This is a genomic window from Paenibacillus sp. tmac-D7 (assembly GCF_006519665.1).
Lineage (GTDB): Bacteria > Bacillota > Bacilli > Paenibacillales > NBRC-103111 > Paenibacillus_G > Paenibacillus_G validus.
Genome location: NZ_VIDW01000037.1, coordinates 1 through 16307 on the forward strand (window position 1 = coordinate 1; position 16307 = coordinate 16307).

Consider the following 16307-nt stretch of genomic DNA (forward strand, 5'->3'; position numbering starts at 1 on the left):
AGGTATGTATGCAAACAAAAGCTATGGTAACACGCAATCAAGGCGAATTTAGTATGGAACAAGTTACGCTGCATGAGCCGAAGGCGGAGGAGGTATTGGTTCGAATTACTGCTGTCGGTATGTGTCATACCGACCTGAGTGTCAAAGATGGTTTTATTCCTTGTCCGTTACCGATCGTTTTGGGGCATGAAGGTGCGGGCGTGGTGGAACGAGTCGGGTCATCGGTGCAAGGAATTGAGCCAGGGGACCATGTCGTGTTATCTTATAGCTCTTGTGGAAGATGTGATGCTTGTCTACAAGGTAAACCTGCCGGATGTGTGCATTTTGCCATGTTGAACTTTGGTGGAATCATGCCGGATGGTACGAAACGGATTGAACAAAGCGGCCAGGAAATCTCCACGTTTTTCGGGCAATCCTCTTTTTCAGAATATACGGTCATCCATTACCGAAACGTTATTAAAGTCCCTAAAGATGTCCCGTTAGAAATCCTTGCTCCGCTTGGATGCGGTATCTCGGCCGGCAGTGGTGCGGTGCTCAATAAACTGCAACCGGAACCTGGTTCAAGCCTGGCTGTTTTCGGTTGTGGAGCTGTCGGATTAAGCGCCTTAATGGCGGCGAAAGTCAAAGGTTGCACAACCATTATTGCAATCGACATTAATAATGACCGCTTAGAATTAGCGAAAGAACTTGGAGCCACACATACAATAAACAGTAAAGATGTCGATAATGTTGTTCAAAAGGTCACGGAGATTTCTAATGGAGGCGTAAAGTATGCGGTCGAAACCAGTGGTGTTCCGCAAGTTTTAAGACAGGCGGTTGACAGCATCAAACCGCTCGGAACGACGGCGGTTGTAGGTGCACCACCATTCGGGACAAATGTGGAATTGGATCACTTCGGCCTCATTTCAGAAAAAACCATTGCAGGGGTTACGATGGGGAGCTCAGTACCGCAGCTTTTTATTCCCGAATTGATTGAGTTGTATAAACAAGGACTGTTCCCGTATGACAAACTCATTACGATCTACGCTTTTGATGAAATTAATCAAGCTGCGGAAGACTCCAAAAAAGGCAATACAATCAAACCGGTCTTGCGTGTTTCCGGCCTAAACTAGCAAAAAAGCAGGTGGAATACCTTTGGGGATATTCTGGAAAATATTTAAGAATTCAGCTGGAGGAGGAAATCGGTTGAACATGCCAACGGAGCAAGTCGATTTGTGGATTAATAATTCCGGAGTGTCAACCCATGATTATTTCGAAATATATGACCCCGGACGTCTCAATCATTTGGTAGCCAGAGTCGCGAGAGGAAGTGTTCAAGACGCCAATAATGCGGTTATTGCCGCTCACCATGCATTCCTGTCCTGGCGAAGACTCGATTTGAGTGAAAGGATTCAAGCCGTGTTTGCAGCTGCTAAAGCATTGGAACAATCAATTCCAGAGTTGAGTCCTTTATTGACGAGAGAGCATGGAGGATTATTGGGTGAATCTCAAATGGATTTTGGTTTTGGAGTAGGAGCAGCCCAGTTTACTGCGGGAATTGCCGAATCTTATCTCGTTCCAGAAGTGATTGAAGATGAAAACTGCCGGATTGAAATCGAGAAAATCCCGAGGGGTGTTGTGGTTGCCATCGTTCCTTGGAACTTTCCGATCGTTCTGACCATGATGAAACTTGCACCTGCGCTGGTAACCGGGAACACGTTGGTGGTGAAGCCGTCACCGTTTGCACCGGCAGCGATTACGCAGGCTTTGAAGAAAATGGCCTCCGTCTTGCCTCCTGGAGTGATCAATGTTGTGAATGGGGACGGAGATGTTGGCGCGACTCTCACTCATCATCCGCTGGTGAGGAAAATTTCTTTCACCGGTGGTACGGAAACGGCAAAACATGTGATGGCTGATGCCGGGTCCACAATCAAAAACATTACTTTGGAGCTCGGGGGGAATGATCCGGCTATCATTTTGGACGATGTAAATCCAGCCGAGATCATGCCGAGGCTGGTGAAGGGGATTTTTACTAGATCGGGACAAATATGCTTTTCGGTAAAGCGGGTTTATGTGTCTCAGGGTATGTATGACAAATTTTTCGATATGATGTGCCAGGTCGTTGATGAAATTAAAGTTGGGCATGGATTGGATGAACGTTCAACCATGGGGCCGGTGGTCAATCGTGGTCAGTATAATTTTGTAAAAGATTTGATTCAGCATACCAAAGCAAGCAATGCTGTAGTCCGGGAATTGGGGCAAAAGCTGCAACCGGAAGAATGGGATAACGGTTACTACCTGCTTCCGACTGTTGTGCGTGACATCAATCACTCAGCAAAATTGGCATGTTGTGAACAGTTTGGGCCCGTGATTCCTTTAATCCCTTATCAATCCTTGGATCAAGCTATTGAGATGGCCAATGATAGCGAATTTGGTCTATGTTCTTCGGTTTGGTCATCAGATGTAAACCGTGCTGTCAAAGTCGCCCGCCAGATCGAAGCAGGCAGCACGTTTATTAACAGTCACAGTTTGGAATCGCTTGACGTCCGGATGCCTTTCGGCGGGATTAAACAAAGCGGAATCGGTCGAGAGTTTACCGAGTTGAGTTTGGCAGACTATATTGAACATCACGGCATACGTTATATGAAGTGATTGCGATTCGCTCTTGTGTTACGACCTGTTGATGCTCGGTAATTACAGACAGATTTCATCCTGATCTGTCTGTTTTACGCATCAACATAAAAAAAAGGAGATTAGAATGGCGAATCTACTATCTAATTTATTCAAAAAATCACGAGGACCGTTATTCGTCAATCTGCAACCAAGCGGTGAGCGTTTTTCGGTGCAGCCCAAAGATACATTATTGCAAGCTGCCTTGTCCGCAGGGGTGCCTTTCCCGCATGACTGCAGGGTTGGGACTTGTGCCACTTGTAAATGCCTTTTAGTTGAAGGGAAAGTTAAAGCGATTATGGACTTTTCCTACACGTTAAGCAGGGAAGAAATGGAACAGGGTTATATCCTTGCCTGTCAAGCAATGGTCAAAAGTGATCTTACGGTTGCACTTGACCGTCCTTTGGAAGGCCCACAACATACCGTAAAATCGATTTGCGGTGTGATTCGCAAAAGCGAACAGTTGACACACGATATACTGAAAATCACGATTGAACTGGACGAAAGCATCATTTACGAAGCTGGACAATATGCGGATCTGTCGGTACCAAGCCTAAGTGAACCCCGATCCTATTCGTTTGCAGATGCTCCGAACGAGCAGGGACAGACAACAATCAGTTTTTTTATTCGTCATGTGGTGAATGGGGAAATGACCGGCTGGTTGCACGCTGCGGACCGAACAGGCGTCAAAGTGAGTATTACCGGTCCCTACGGGTCTTTCTATCTCCGTCCTTCCGATCAATCGATTGTCTGCATTGCTGGCGGTAGTGGCTTGGCACCGTTAAAAGCGATTTTGGAGAAAATCTTCAAGATGGGAGGAAACATTCCGGTGTTATTTTTGTTCGGGGCACGTACGCAGCGAGATCTGTACTGTCTTGAAGTAATTGACGAATTCAGCTCATCTTGGAATGCGCCTTTCCATTTCGTTCCGGTATTGTCGGAAGAGCCGGCCGATAGTGATTGGTCAGGTGCCCGCGGACTTGTCACCGAACACATCAAAGATCTTCCGGAAATTCGAGTTGCGAATAGTAAAGCCTATCTGTGTGGCCCTCCCGGAATGATTGACGCAGCAATAAGTAAGCTAAATGAAGGTGGCGTTACTGGAGAACATATCTTTTTTGACAAATTTCTGGATCGATATCATGTGGAGAAAAAAATGCATCATTCTGATTGATAAATTTCTGGCTTCAGGATATTCTTCGGGGGATTTCAACTTGAGAAGACATTTATTTGATAGAAAGGGGAATGATCTGTGTTAGATCATGTCAGGTATTACATCGCCAATTTTTATGTGATGTTGGGGATAGCGGGTCTGCTTCTCGGTGGTCATTGGGTGTGGCTGGGGTCACTCGGAGTGCTTGTGGCTGTTCTTATCGGTGACATGATTTTGGGTGAGGATACGAATATTCGAAATTTAAAGTATCCCTGGATCGCTGATCTTGCATTGTACTTGCATGTGCCTCTAACCATAGTTCTTTATGGTGTCTTTGCATGGCGCTTGCAAATTGGATTTGGTTCGCTGCCGAATTTGTCGGAGCTGGTTTTATACGGCGGTTCAATTCTATCCGTTGCCCTGCTTAGTGCATTTCCCAATCTGCCGATATTACATGAGCTTATGCATCGAAGACACTGGTTTCCCCGCGCATTAAACAGTATTGGAGGTACTTTCTTTGGTGATCCCAATAGTGATATAGCTCATATTCATGTTCACCATGTTCATGTAGGGACTCCCAAGGATTCGGATACCCCTTACCGGGGGGAAACGGTTTATCACTTTGTGTTCCGTGCTACATGGGGAAGGTATAAGGAAGGGTTTAAGATTGAGCGGGAACGTCTCCGGAGAAAAGGGCATTCGATATGGCATTGGAGTAGTCGAATTCTATGGGCTGTTTTGATGCTTGCAACTGTAATAGGATATTTCTATTGGATGGCTGGTCTGACTGGTTTAGTCGTTGTTATCATTACGTTGTTTATTGCAAAACTCACTATTGAAGCATTTAACTATACACAGCATTATGGATTGATTCGGATCGAAGGTAAACCCTTTGAGAGCCGCCATACTTGGGAACATGATACATTCTTCGTACGGGCCGGAGCGGTAGAAATCACAACGCATTCGGATCATCATAAGGATCCGTACATGCCTTTCTATGAACTGAAACCAAGTGATGCCCCAAAGATGCCGAGTATCGTACTCTGTTTCCTGGCATCGCTTATTCCTTCTTTTTGGTTTAAAAAAATCGTAATACCCCGAATCAAGTATTGGGACCAACATTTGGCAAGTCCCGAGGAGAGGATAATGGCTTCGAAAGCAAATCGCAGAGCAGGGTGGCCCGACTTTGCCCAAGAAAACATGGAAAAGTATTCCGTTTGAGCCTTATATCAGGTGTTATGCAACTTTCCGTCTCCAATCCATGTTATGAGGTCAATCAGACCACCTGGTTGACCTCTTTTCATGAAGTGTTCGCACGATATTAAGTCATCCGAGTGAACGTTGTCGTTCTTTTGAGAGCTTGATCCCCGTGCGGCTATTATTCTCACCCATGTTCAAATCCATAAGTTTTAAGCACAAGGAGGATCAACCCGCTACTATGAAATACTCATCCAAGCTGATGACGATTGTTTTAACTTTCTTTATACTTGCGCCGCTTATCTGGATAGTCGGCCTGTACTACTATGAAGCGCTCGAAAGTATTTCCGAAGTGGGTCTCATTTTGCTTCACCCGCCCCTCATCATTTTTATAGCTGTGAACATCGGAACCGTTGTTATTGTTCTCCGTCGACAAATCAGGCGGATCTCGGCCTATATGGAGCATCAACATCCCGACCAATTGGAGCCGGCCCAGAAAAGCATCGCTTTCATCCCTAAATTTTTTGTCGCGGGCGTCCTCGTTTATAGCCTTGTAGTTCCTCATTCAGCGTTACTGGGGCAAGATTTTATTAACCGCCAAGAGTATTGGTTTTCTGTTCTGTTGGCTCTCCCCATCATCTCGATTTACTCCATCTCTTTCTTTGCTTTTTTGGTGGTTACTCTTGAGAGATGGGTCAGTCTTGTTCCGGTAAATACCCGCTACAGATCTGTGTCATTAAAATTCAAATTGACCTTGAATGTTCTGGTCACTTGTCTCGGCATTATGATTCTGTTTATGGTTGTTAATATCAATGGTGTATACAATCAGCATTTGACGAACCAATCGACCAAGGTTGTCCACTGGAATATGGTGGCTGCAGCCAGTGTGCTCATTGCGGTTTCCCTCAATATGTATGCTTTGTTTGCCTCTATCACCGTTCCGGTCAATGTACTGCGTCAAAAGATTCACGAACTGGCCGAAAACGGCGGGGATTTGACCCGGGAAATCTCCTTGAATGTCCGGGACGACTTGGGCGAGCTGGGACGCTCCGTCAATTTGCTGCTCGCCAATATTCGACCGATTATCCGGAAAGTACAGACGGTTTCCGAAGCTGTGGAGAAAGCCTCCTCCTCCTTGGCAAGGAGCGCAGCCAGTACCGCCGGACAGAGCCGTCAGATCACAGAATCGATGAAGATCGTCAATTCGGCGACTCTGACCCAGCAGTCTGCTGTAGAGGAAACGCTGACGGCCGTTGAGCAAATGTCGAGTGGTATTTTTCAAATTGCTGAATCTTCCGGGCTGGTATCTGATTCTTCGACAGAGGTGTATGAGGAAGCCCTGGCCGGACAGCGTACAATGAATGAACTGGCCTCACAAATGGATGTGATCTATCAATCGATGGAGCAAATTCAAACCGCCGTCACCCGGCAAAACGAGCAAATCAATCTGATAAACGGGATTGGAGCCCTGATATCCGACCTGGCCGGACAGACCAATCTGCTATCCCTGAACGCCTCCATTGAAGCGGCCCGTGCGGGTGAAGTAGGGAGGGGGTTTGCGGTCGTGGCCGGCGAAATTCGCAAGCTGGCCGAACAATCAGGACAATCTGTGCAGAAAATCAGCCAACTCGTGCAGGAAATACAAGCCCAATCGGATCATGTTACACTGGAAACCCGCCAAGGCAAGATGGAAGTAGAGAACGGGAAGCAGGAGATGACTGTGATGGAGCAGCGTTTCCATTCCATCACGCACAGTATCGAATCCGTGCGCAAGCAGATTCTGGAGGTCACCTCCACTGCGGAGCAGATGTCCGCGGGTGCTGAGGAAGTGACAGCCACGGTTAACCAGCTGTCGCACTACGCCCAAATTACTTCGGGTCACTCCCAGAAGGTCACGGAGGCCACTACCGAACAAATCCACGCGATGGAAGACATCTCGACTTCAACCGTGCAGCTTAGCGAATTGTCGCAGGAGCTAAATGATACCATTTTAAAGTTTAAGGCATAGCGCGCCTCATCAAGAAAACAAGCAGGATGTAGCAGACTTATTTGGTTTCGTAAAAGAAGGGGGTGATTCGCATTCGGACAACGGTCCTGTATTCGGTGTTGTTGATCTTAATTTGGGGAACCGCCTTTTCTGTTATTAAAATTGGTTTGGAGTACGTTCCTCCCATTCTTTTCTCCGGTATTCGCACGATACTAGGAGGTCTATTTCTCCTGGCGATCGCCCTTAATCGAGGAGGGAAAGCGGATTTTCGAAAGAATGGGAAGATATTCGGCATATCTGCGTTTTTCAACGTGGTATTATTTATCGGCCTGCAAACGTTTGCTGTCGCTTATTTGACATCGGGATTGGCCGCTGTATTGATTTATTTGCAGCCCATTATTGTCGGAATTCTTGCGAAATACTGGCTCAAAGAATCGCTTTCTCCCTTAAAGTTAGCAGGATTAATGCTGGGATTTCTTGGCGTTATCGTGATCAGTATGGCGGGAATATCTAACGGGGAAATCTCCGTTACAGGAATTTGCATGGGTCTGGCTTCCGCATGTGCATGGGCGATTGGTACGGTGTATTTGAAAAATGTGCAGGATACCGTAGATATCCCTTGGTTATTGGCCGCTCAGTTTACTTTCGGGGGACTGGTTCTGATTGTGGCGGGTTTGTTTTTCGAAAACTGGTCGGCCATCGAATGGACGATTTCCTTTGGGGTCAGTCTGCTTTATACATCAGTAATCGGTATCATGGTATCGTGGATGCTTTGGTTAAAACTGATCCATTCGGGTGATGCGACCGTGGCGTCCGCTTATACATTTGGAGTGCCTCTTGTTTCGATTGCCGCCGGTATCCTGTATTTGGATGAAAAAATCAGTTTTACCTTGTTCCTGGGATCGGCCCTCATCGTAGTAGGGATCTATTTGGTAAACCGCAGAAAATCGCTAAAAGCCGAATCAACAACTTAAGTATTTTACATATTGTCTAATGACAACGTGATCGCAATGGGAATATTATGTTATTAAACATGACAATATTATAGATTCCATAAGAAAAATCCCAGAACGCGAAATATGAGTCTAACTAAGATTCCTGAGATTGAGTTGGATCAGGTGAGCATGCGTTATGCATCGGGTGTATCTGATGTCTTAGCCCTAAAAGAGGTAAGTTTGGACATCAGAAAGGGAGAGTTCGTCTCCCTCCTGGGTCCTTCCGGTTGCGGTAAAACAACGCTTTTGCGAATTATGGCAGATTTGCTTCAACCGACCAGCGGCAAGATCAAGGTGGGCGGAAAATCGGTTAGCAAGACTTTCCAGCATGAGCAATCACAGATGACTTCTGAATTCTGATTACATAATCTCGCACGTACCTAGTAACTTTTTGAAGAGATACCCCTAAATTATCCGCATCCGTCTCTATAACGCACTCATTTCTCTTCTCAGAAACACCATAAATAATCGAGTTTCATCGGACATTTTCAAGTCAGGATTATAAATCAATCTGATCTCTATTTTGGCTGGTTCGCAATCAAGGGGCAGGCGAATTAGTTCTCCATCTTCCAGTTCCTTTTGAATGCCGAAACCAGGGGTTGCTGCAATCCCGATTCCTCGTTTAACCACCTCAACTAATGTTCGGTAATCCTCTAGTTGCAGTACGACATTATATTGCTGAATGCCTATCTTCTTTAGGGATTCATTGATCATCCTGGAATGACTGGAAGTATTCACCCCGCCGACAAAAGAATACTTCTCTAGTTCCACCGGTTGAATGCTGTTCCTCGAGGCCAATTCATGGCTTGGGCCTACCACTAATTCGATATTTTCATAAGTAAGAATCTCGGAATATAATCCCTCTATTTTTCCCAATGTCATCAATAAACCCAAATCTGCTTTTCCCTCCATCAACTGATGGATAATCATTTCCTGAGTATGGCTGTACATAATAATGCGGAAGTCAGGATGGGTTCTGGAAAATGTAGCCAAATAGGACGGGAATAAGTTGTTAGCAATACTACGTTGGACGGCAACAGTGACTTCTCTTTGTTCCCCTTGCAACTTTTGTAAATGTTTTTCTACCAGATTCGTCTTTGAGGTAATTTCCAACGCATAGGAATAAAAAATCTCACCGGCTTCCGTAAGCGATGCTTTTCGGCCGGGTTCACGGGTAAACAGTTTCTTTCCTAGTTCTTGCTCCAGGGACTGAATATGAGCTGTAATGGCGGGTTGGGAGATATTTAGTTTTCTGGCGGCTGCATTGAAGCCGCCAGATTCAATGACAGATTTAAAGATTCTGAGACGATGTATGGAAGATTCAAGCAAAATTAGTCATCCTTTCCCTGGTCAAACTAATAATCTATAGGTTATGGGTTATAGTCAAAAAATGTATTGTTTTACATATAAGTATCCCTATATAATCAAATTGTCGCAATATTATTATAATAAAAAATTATACAAATAATCAAACACAAAAGGAGAAAGCTCTATGAGTATTTACTTAGGTGTGGACATTGGCGGGACCTTTACCGATCTTATTGCCTTCGATGAAAGCTCCGGAGAATTGTTTCACGCAAAAAGACCGACTACCTATTTTGACCTGGTCCAGGGGATTCTGGATTGCATCGATAAGAGCGGTGTAGATATCAGCCATACCGATAATATCGTCCACGGATCGACCATTGCTATTAACACAGTGATTGAAAAAACAGGTGCCAGGACAGCGCTGCTGACGACAAAAGGAACACGGGATGTTTACAGCATCGGAAGAGGCAGCCGGCCAGAGGCTTACAATCTATTTTTTCACCGTCCTCGTCCGGTAGTGCCAAGGCACCTTACCTTTGAAGTGTCGGGACGTATGCTTGCCAATGGGGAAGAGTTAACTCCGATTGATAGAGGAGAGATAAAAGCGCTTTGTGAACAATTGAAGGAACAAGGGATTGAGGCCATCGCGGTTTGTTTTCTGCACTCCTATGCAAATCCAGCACATGAGAAAATGGTAGGTGAAATACTTCGGGAGAACTTACCTAATTGTTACGTATCGCTTTCCCATGAAATCCTGCGTGAATACCGCGAGTACGAGAGAACTTCCACCACGGTGTTGAACTCTTATGTTGGACCGAAGGTAAGTCGTTACATCAATGAGCTTCACGCGAAAACAAATGATAGCGGTTTCAAGGGGTCCCTATCCATTATGCAGTCCAATGGAGGGATTATGTCCCCTCAAACGGCGGGTGCAAAGCCGGTAAATATGATGGAATCCGGTCCGGTGGGCGGAATCATTGCTTCTGCGGAAATTGGGAAATCGCTAGGTTATACCAATGTGATTGCTTTTGATATGGGGGGGACAACAGCTAAAGCCAGCTTGATTAAAGACGGGGAAGCCAGCATGACCGAAATGTACTACATTGGCGGAAGTGCAAGCGGCCAACCCGTGATGATTCCGGTAGTGGATGTGGTTGAGGTAGGTACAGGTGGTGGAAGTATCGCTTGGATTGATGAAGTAGGTACGTTGAAAGTTGGACCACAAAGTGCAGGTTCAGATCCTGCACCGATCTGTTACGGTAAGGGTGGAACGGAACCAACGTTCACGGATGCGAATGTGATCTTGGGACGTATTGGCGCCGCTGACTTTCTCGGAGGAGATATGCCGCTAGATAAAGAGTCAGCCATGAAAGGCCTGCAGACCCAAATTGCCGAACCGCTTCATATCGATACTATTCGTGCAGCGAACGCCATCTTTCAAATTGCCATCAACAATATGTCTTTAGCGGTAAGGGAAGTGTCTGTGGAAAAGGGGTACGATCCGCGGGAGTTCGTGTTAGTCGCTTCCGGTGGTGCGGGACCACTCAGTGCTGTTGCGGTAGCACGTGAACTGCATATCCCAAAGGTGATTATCCCACGATTCCCTGCCCACTTCTCGGCGATTGGGATGCTGCTTACGGATCAAAAGCATGACTTTGTTCGTACTTATTTCCGTCAGCTGGAAGAGGTGGATTTTAATGCACTGTTAACTATTCACCATGAAATGGTGGAGGAAGCACGGCAACTGTTGGATGAGGAATCCATTTCTGCAAAAGAAGTGGATTACCAGGCGTATCTCGATATCCGTTATGTAGGCCAAGAGTTTACCCTATTGGTTCCAATAGATGAAGAAACATTACGTAAGGGCGATATTGCCGCAATCCGCACCGCATATGATGACATTCATGATAAGAGATTCGGACACAAGGCAGCGAATGAGCCGGTCGAAATGGTCAACATCCGCTTGACGGTAACCGGCGAGAGAAGCAAACCACAATTTCCAGCATTACAGAAGCGCAATAGTAATCCACAACCGTTATACCGTCCTGTCTATTTTGATGATTTGAGTCAAGCGTTTCATTGCCCGGTATATGACAGGGAAAGCTTGCCGCCTGGATATGAATTTTCAGGTCCTGCATTGATTCAAGAATACGCTTCCACAACGGTTATCTACGAAGGAGATGTTTGCAAAGTTAGTGACACAGGTGAATTAATTGTTTCGCTGGGAGGAATCAAAAATGAGTAATTTACTGATGAAGACATTGGATCCTGTAACCTTAGAAGTCATCGGAAATGCTTTACCGGCGATTTCCAATGAAATGTCGGCTGATTTGCAACGCGCATCCTACAACATGATGGTCTATGAGGTGAAAGATTATTGCTGTGCTTTGATCGATAAGCAAGGTCGGCTGATTTCACAAAATCTGGGTGGGGTATCCCATTTTGTCGCTGACCTAGGCGTAATTATTAAGGATGGAATGAAGAAATACGGGGAAGAAGGATTTAAACCCGGAGATGTTCTGATTACGAACCATCAGGCTGTTGCGGGGCAGCACCTGAATAACATTGTTATTTATACTCCGTTTTTCTTTAAGGGTGAGCTCGTCTGCTTTGCCATGGTAAGGGCTCATTGGATGGATGTAGGAGGCTTAAGCACAGGATTTGGCGGAGGAGTCAGGATCACCGATCCCTGGATGGAAGGGCTGCAGCTCGATCAGCTGAAAATTTATGAGTCCGGTGAAGTGAATCCAACCCTATTGCAAATTCTCAAGGACAACATTCGTTTTCCAGAATCCTCATTGGGCGATATGAGAGCGCAAATTGCCGCATGTAGATTGGCCGAGAGAAGATTGGATGAACTGATTGCAAAATATGGACATGAAACCTTTCTGCAATATGTAGAGGCGATTTTTGCCAAAACCGAAGAGAAATGCAGAAAAATTGTGGCCAAAATCCCGGATGGGGTCTATGAAGCGGAATCCTTCATGGACGACGATGGATTTAACTTGGATGAGCCTGTTCGTATCCATGCCCGTGTTACGGTCAGTGGGGAAGAAATGACCATCGATTTATCTGGATGCTCTGAACAGCGCAAGGGAGCGATCAATGGACGTACTTTGGCGGGTGCTATGGTAGCTTATAAAGGATTGACCGCACCATTGGATCCGGTTAATGAGGGTTCCTTCGGAGCGCTTAAGGTAATCATTCCGGAAGGCAATGTGATGATGGCGAAATACCCTGCACCCATGGCGAAGTGGAGTATTATTCTTCCCACCGTGATTGACACCGTTCTGACCGCTTTGGCACCTGCCTTGCCGGACCAGATCCCTGCTGCACATATGGGGAATTTGGGAGGGTCAATTACCTGCTTCGGAGCCGATCCTCGTACCGGCAAACGTTTTGTGCTGCAGAGCATCGAAGGTGGTGGTTGGGGAGGAAGACCGCATGAAGATGGAGAATCGGCTTCCGTCTCCGTATGCCAGGGAGATGTGCGCAACGCACCCATTGAAAGTATTGAACTCAAAGCACCTGTGATCGTCGAAGAGCGCAGTTTGCGGATGGATTCCGCTGGTCCCGGCAAGAATCGCGGAGGTTGCGGATTGGACGTAAAAGTACGAAACCTGGTGGAAGTTCAATGGAGCCTCTCCCAGGCCCGACGCCGTAACGTTCCACCGTGGGGATTATGGGGGGGGAAAAGCGGCGCCATCTCTGATTATTTGCTGAAACTGCCACATGAAGAAGAATGGGCTAGTGTGGATGTGGCACGCCATACCGTTCCACCTGAAACGCAGGTCATCATCCGTACCTCTGGAGGAGGAGGCTGGGGTAACCCACTGGAAAGAGATCCGGAAAAAGTACGTTGGGATGTAAGGGAAGGATTGGTTTCCCTAAAAGCAGCCAAAGAGGAATATGGCGTTGTGTTAAATGCTGATGATTTAGCCATAGATATGGAGCAGACCAATCTCTTGCGTCAGGAGAGGAATGCATAGATGGCTGATCATTCGCGTGCACAAGCGTTCTTAACCAAAATGAAAGATTTGGACCTTGATTATCTTGTGGCTTACTTTGATGGGATTCATTCATTTCTAGAACCCAACCTGGTTTTTCTGCTTACTGGATTTAAGTCCATTGGAGAGAGCATGGTTTTACTGCAATCTAACGGGTTAACAACCCTGATCACAACGCCATTCTGGGATGCCGAACGAGCGAAAACGAATTCGAATGTATCAACCATTCTGCCAACGGATGATCTAATCAATACCTTTAAAGGATTCATGGAATTGGCCAAAGCAGGGCCCGACAAGATCGGTTTTATTGGGCTTACAAGCATTAGGCAATCCAGCTATTGTGAATTGTCCTCTTATTTCAAAAATCGACTCCATCTGTTAGATGAACATTTTGTTGATTTCACTGCATGCAAAACGGAAAGCGAATTGATAAAAGCTAGAAAGGCAACCTGGATCGCTGAACGAGGATATGAAAAAATGCTAGAGATCGCAAGGCCTGGAATGTATGACTATCAACTGGCCGGTGAAATTGAAAGTTTTATGAAATCCCTCGGAGCAGACGATAACTTTTTTCTCATGAGTGCTTCGTCTCATAATCACGCGGTACGTCCGCCAGGACGGCACAGGTTGGAAAAGGGAGATATTATACTGGCTGAAATTTCACCAAGTTACGAAGGCCAGTTCACACAAATCTGCCGCAGTGTGGTACTGGGAGATCAGAACCGTGACCCATTGCTCGAGAGTTATCATTTGCTCGTCACTGCTTTGGAGAGGGGAATCGCCATAGCGAAACCCGGAGAGAAATTATCAAATGTGGTTCAAGCGATCAATGAGCCGCTTGAAGAGGCAGGATATGGACAATATTGCAGGCCTCCCTATATGCGGGTCCGCGGCCATGGGTTGGGATTAAGTTCTTTTCAACCAGGTGATGTGAGTGAAGCGAACCACACCGTGCTGCAGGAGGGGATGTTCTTCGTCATTCACCCCAATCAATATATTCCGGAAACTGGTTACCTGCTATGTGGTGAGCCCGTACTGATTACTTCCACCGGATCACAGGTTTTAACAAAGAGGAAACCTTCACTGGATATTATTGCTGTGTAAGATAAACGTTTGGAAAAAATGAAACTTACCTTATAAGGAGTGGTATTCATGACAGAAGCTTTGAATCACAAAGATTATGACCTGTTACTCGATCTTGTGAAAACACGGAGCAGTGTTCGCAGTTTGAAATCTGATCCGCTGCCTGAAGGGTCTGTAGAGAAGATTATCGAAGCAGGACATTGGGCAATGTCAGGGGCTAACTCACAACCATGGGAATTTATTGTGGTCCGTGATCGAGAGACCAAACTGGCGATTCAGGAGGCCTATAAGGAAGTCAATATTGACTATGCGTATTGGATGGAACAACAACGCATTCCTGAGCTTCGTCACCCCTCCTTCCACTTGAAAGGCGATCCGTATGAACAAATTGAGCACATCAAAAGTCGTGCTAAATGGGCAGATGCACCGGAACTCATCGTGGTCATTGGAGATGGGCGACGTCAGTGGGGAACGGTCATGGCTGGTCACACTTTTGGACGCGACCAGTCCCATCTCACCGATGGTCTTGCGAATTGCTGCCAGATCATGCACCTGGCTGCTGCGTCACTGGGACTCGGAACTCAATGGATAACCATTCATATTCAGGAACCGTATCGCAGAATCCTGAACATTCCTGATATCTACACGATTTATCTGATTATCCCGGTTGGCTTCCCGGCTGTTGAAGCAAAGAAGGGTGTGCGCAGAGATATTGAAGACATGATACATTATGACATGTATGATCCTGGTAAATTTATCAGCAATGAGGGGATTTTGGATTATTTGGCGGGATTGCGCGGAAAGACGCTGGAAAAATACAGAGTGTCATACGGTGAAGGGAAATAAAAGAAAATATGGAGGTGAAAGTCGTTGAAATGTTTAAACGGGTTCAATAAGACCATAACAGTGTCAATTTCCCTGTTTCTAATTATGTTTGCGCTTACAGGTTGCGGTAATGCGGGAGCCGGCCCGAGTGGTGGAGATACGGCCAAGAGTACAGCCGGAAAACCGGAAAAGGCGGACATTAAAATTGGGCTGCCGCTGAGGGGGGCTACTTTTCTACCGATCTATTTAGCGGACCAAAAGGGATTCTTTAAAGAGGAAGGGTTGAATGTAAGCATTGCTGAATTTAAGGGAGATGCCGGTGTTATTCAGGCATTGGCGGGCAACTCCGTTGATATTAACGTAGCTTCATTAACTGGAATCGTCAACTCCATCAAGTCAAACCAACAATTTGCTGCTTTTTGGGGCGGGTTTAACCAGGCTCCTTTTGATTGGTACAGTCCCAACATGAAGTCGATGAAGGATATCAAGGGGAAACGTTTTGGTGTTTCTACTTATGGCTCACTAACCGATGCTTTGACCCGGTATGCTGTCCGCCAGGCTGGACTCGATCCGGAAAAGGACGTGCAAATCCTGCAAGTAGGTGGATCGGCTAACGCACTTGCAGCGATGCAGTCCGGACAGATTGATGCATCAACTCTCGATAATCCGTATAAATTTATGGCCGCCGATAAGGGCTGGAACCTTCTGTTGAGCGAGAGAAAAGATCTGACACCAACCTGGCCGCAACATGTTGTTTATGCCAATAAAGACTTTATAAAGAAAAACCCGGAAACCATTAAGGCTTTTTTACGTGCTATGGTTAAGGGAGTGGATTATATGGAGAAAAATCCTCAAGAGGCTGCGAAGGTGTTGGCTGATACTCTACAATTCGACGAAAAGTATGCTTCTAAGGCACTGGAGGATATGATGCCGGGCTTCGATAAAAAGGGGAAAATTGATCCGAAAGGTATCGAATTTTTTTGGAAGATTACCGTTGCCATGGGGGATGCCGACAAAGCTTGGCCTGACGATCAATGGCTCGACAATACGTTTTTAAACTCAGCAGATCAATGGCTGAAATAAAAAAGACGGGAGGCTTTAAG

At 46.0% G+C, this 16307-nt stretch carries 13 protein-coding genes; 12 read left to right on the forward strand and 1 reads right to left on the reverse strand.

Annotated elements, in window-relative coordinates; all coding sequences use genetic code 11:
* From FKP33_RS20460 to FKP33_RS20490, 7 genes are all read left to right on the forward strand, one after another.
* A partial coding sequence (locus tag FKP33_RS20460) for an NAD(P)-dependent alcohol dehydrogenase (RefSeq protein ID WP_306439374.1) occupies positions 1-1112 on the forward strand: 1112 nt, incomplete at its 5' end.
* A 79-nt stretch (positions 1113-1191) separates the two neighbouring features.
* The gene (locus FKP33_RS20465; RefSeq protein ID WP_141336251.1) at positions 1192-2631 is read left to right on the forward strand and encodes an aldehyde dehydrogenase family protein; all 1440 of its coding nucleotides are present in this window, start codon (positions 1192-1194) and stop codon (positions 2629-2631) included.
* Between the two features lie 106 nt (positions 2632-2737).
* Positions 2738-3823, forward strand: a complete 1086-nt coding sequence (locus FKP33_RS20470) for a 2Fe-2S iron-sulfur cluster-binding protein (protein WP_141336222.1) — start codon at positions 2738-2740, stop codon at positions 3821-3823.
* A gap of 78 nt (positions 3824-3901) precedes the next feature.
* The gene (locus FKP33_RS20475; protein ID WP_141336223.1) at positions 3902-5023 is read left to right on the forward strand and encodes an alkane 1-monooxygenase; all 1122 of its coding nucleotides are present in this window, start codon (positions 3902-3904) and stop codon (positions 5021-5023) included.
* 217 nt (positions 5024-5240) lie between these two features.
* Positions 5241-7007 carry a methyl-accepting chemotaxis protein gene (locus tag FKP33_RS20480; RefSeq protein ID WP_181410229.1) on the forward strand — a complete coding sequence of 589 codons (1767 nt, stop codon included), beginning with the start codon at positions 5241-5243 and terminating at the stop codon, positions 7005-7007.
* 62 nt (positions 7008-7069) lie between these two features.
* Entirely contained in the window at positions 7070-7960 is an 891-nt protein-coding gene (locus FKP33_RS20485) for a DMT family transporter (RefSeq protein ID WP_141336225.1), read from the forward strand.
* A 105-nt stretch (positions 7961-8065) separates the two neighbouring features.
* On the forward strand, positions 8066-8341 hold the full coding sequence (locus tag FKP33_RS20490) for an ATP-binding cassette domain-containing protein (protein ID WP_141336226.1): 276 nt from the start codon (positions 8066-8068) through the stop codon (positions 8339-8341).
* A 66-nt stretch (positions 8342-8407) separates the two neighbouring features.
* Here FKP33_RS20490 and FKP33_RS20495 read toward each other — a convergent pair whose 3' ends face one another.
* On the reverse strand, positions 8408-9310 hold the full coding sequence (locus FKP33_RS20495) for a LysR family transcriptional regulator (RefSeq protein ID WP_141336227.1): 903 nt from the start codon (positions 9308-9310) through the stop codon (positions 8408-8410).
* Between the two features lie 163 nt (positions 9311-9473).
* Here FKP33_RS20495 and FKP33_RS20500 point away from each other — a divergent pair, with 163 nt between their 5' ends.
* From FKP33_RS20500 to FKP33_RS20520, 5 genes are read left to right on the forward strand one after another with little or no spacing between them, the layout of a single operon-like run.
* Complete coding sequence (locus FKP33_RS20500) at positions 9474-11534, forward strand: hydantoinase/oxoprolinase family protein (protein WP_141336228.1); 2061 nt, start codon at positions 9474-9476, stop codon at positions 11532-11534.
* Complete coding sequence (locus FKP33_RS20505; protein WP_141336229.1) at positions 11527-13278, forward strand: hydantoinase B/oxoprolinase family protein; 1752 nt, start codon at positions 11527-11529, stop codon at positions 13276-13278. The genes FKP33_RS20500 and FKP33_RS20505 overlap by 8 nt, the downstream gene beginning before the upstream one ends.
* A complete protein-coding gene (locus tag FKP33_RS20510; protein ID WP_127609826.1) occupies positions 13279-14400 on the forward strand; it encodes a M24 family metallopeptidase in 1122 nt (373 codons plus the stop codon).
* A 48-nt stretch (positions 14401-14448) separates the two neighbouring features.
* Positions 14449-15225: a nitroreductase family protein gene (locus FKP33_RS20515; RefSeq protein ID WP_141336230.1), complete on the forward strand. Its 777-nt coding sequence runs from the start codon at positions 14449-14451 to the stop codon at positions 15223-15225.
* Positions 15226-15249: 24 nt separating this feature from the next.
* Positions 15250-16287, forward strand: coding sequence for an ABC transporter substrate-binding protein (locus FKP33_RS20520; protein WP_127609822.1), 1038 nt, complete (start codon positions 15250-15252; stop codon positions 16285-16287).
* The last annotated feature ends 20 nt before the right edge of the window (positions 16288-16307 follow it).

Coding starts and splice junctions, on each gene's coding strand:
- FKP33_RS20515 (WP_141336230.1), top strand. CDS start 14,449: ATGACAGAAGCTTTGAATCACAAAGATTATGACCTGTTACTCGATCTT.
- FKP33_RS20500 (WP_141336228.1), top strand. CDS start 9,474: ATGAGTATTTACTTAGGTGTGGACATTGGCGGGACCTTTACCGATCTT.
- FKP33_RS20490 (WP_141336226.1), top strand. CDS start 8,066: ATGAGTCTAACTAAGATTCCTGAGATTGAGTTGGATCAGGTGAGCATG.
- FKP33_RS20465 (WP_141336251.1), top strand. CDS start 1,192: ATGCCAACGGAGCAAGTCGATTTGTGGATTAATAATTCCGGAGTGTCA.
- FKP33_RS20510 (WP_127609826.1), top strand. CDS start 13,279: ATGGCTGATCATTCGCGTGCACAAGCGTTCTTAACCAAAATGAAAGAT.
- FKP33_RS20505 (WP_141336229.1), top strand. CDS start 11,527: ATGAGTAATTTACTGATGAAGACATTGGATCCTGTAACCTTAGAAGTC.
- FKP33_RS20470 (WP_141336222.1), top strand. CDS start 2,738: ATGGCGAATCTACTATCTAATTTATTCAAAAAATCACGAGGACCGTTA.
- FKP33_RS20480 (WP_181410229.1), top strand. CDS start 5,241: ATGAAATACTCATCCAAGCTGATGACGATTGTTTTAACTTTCTTTATA.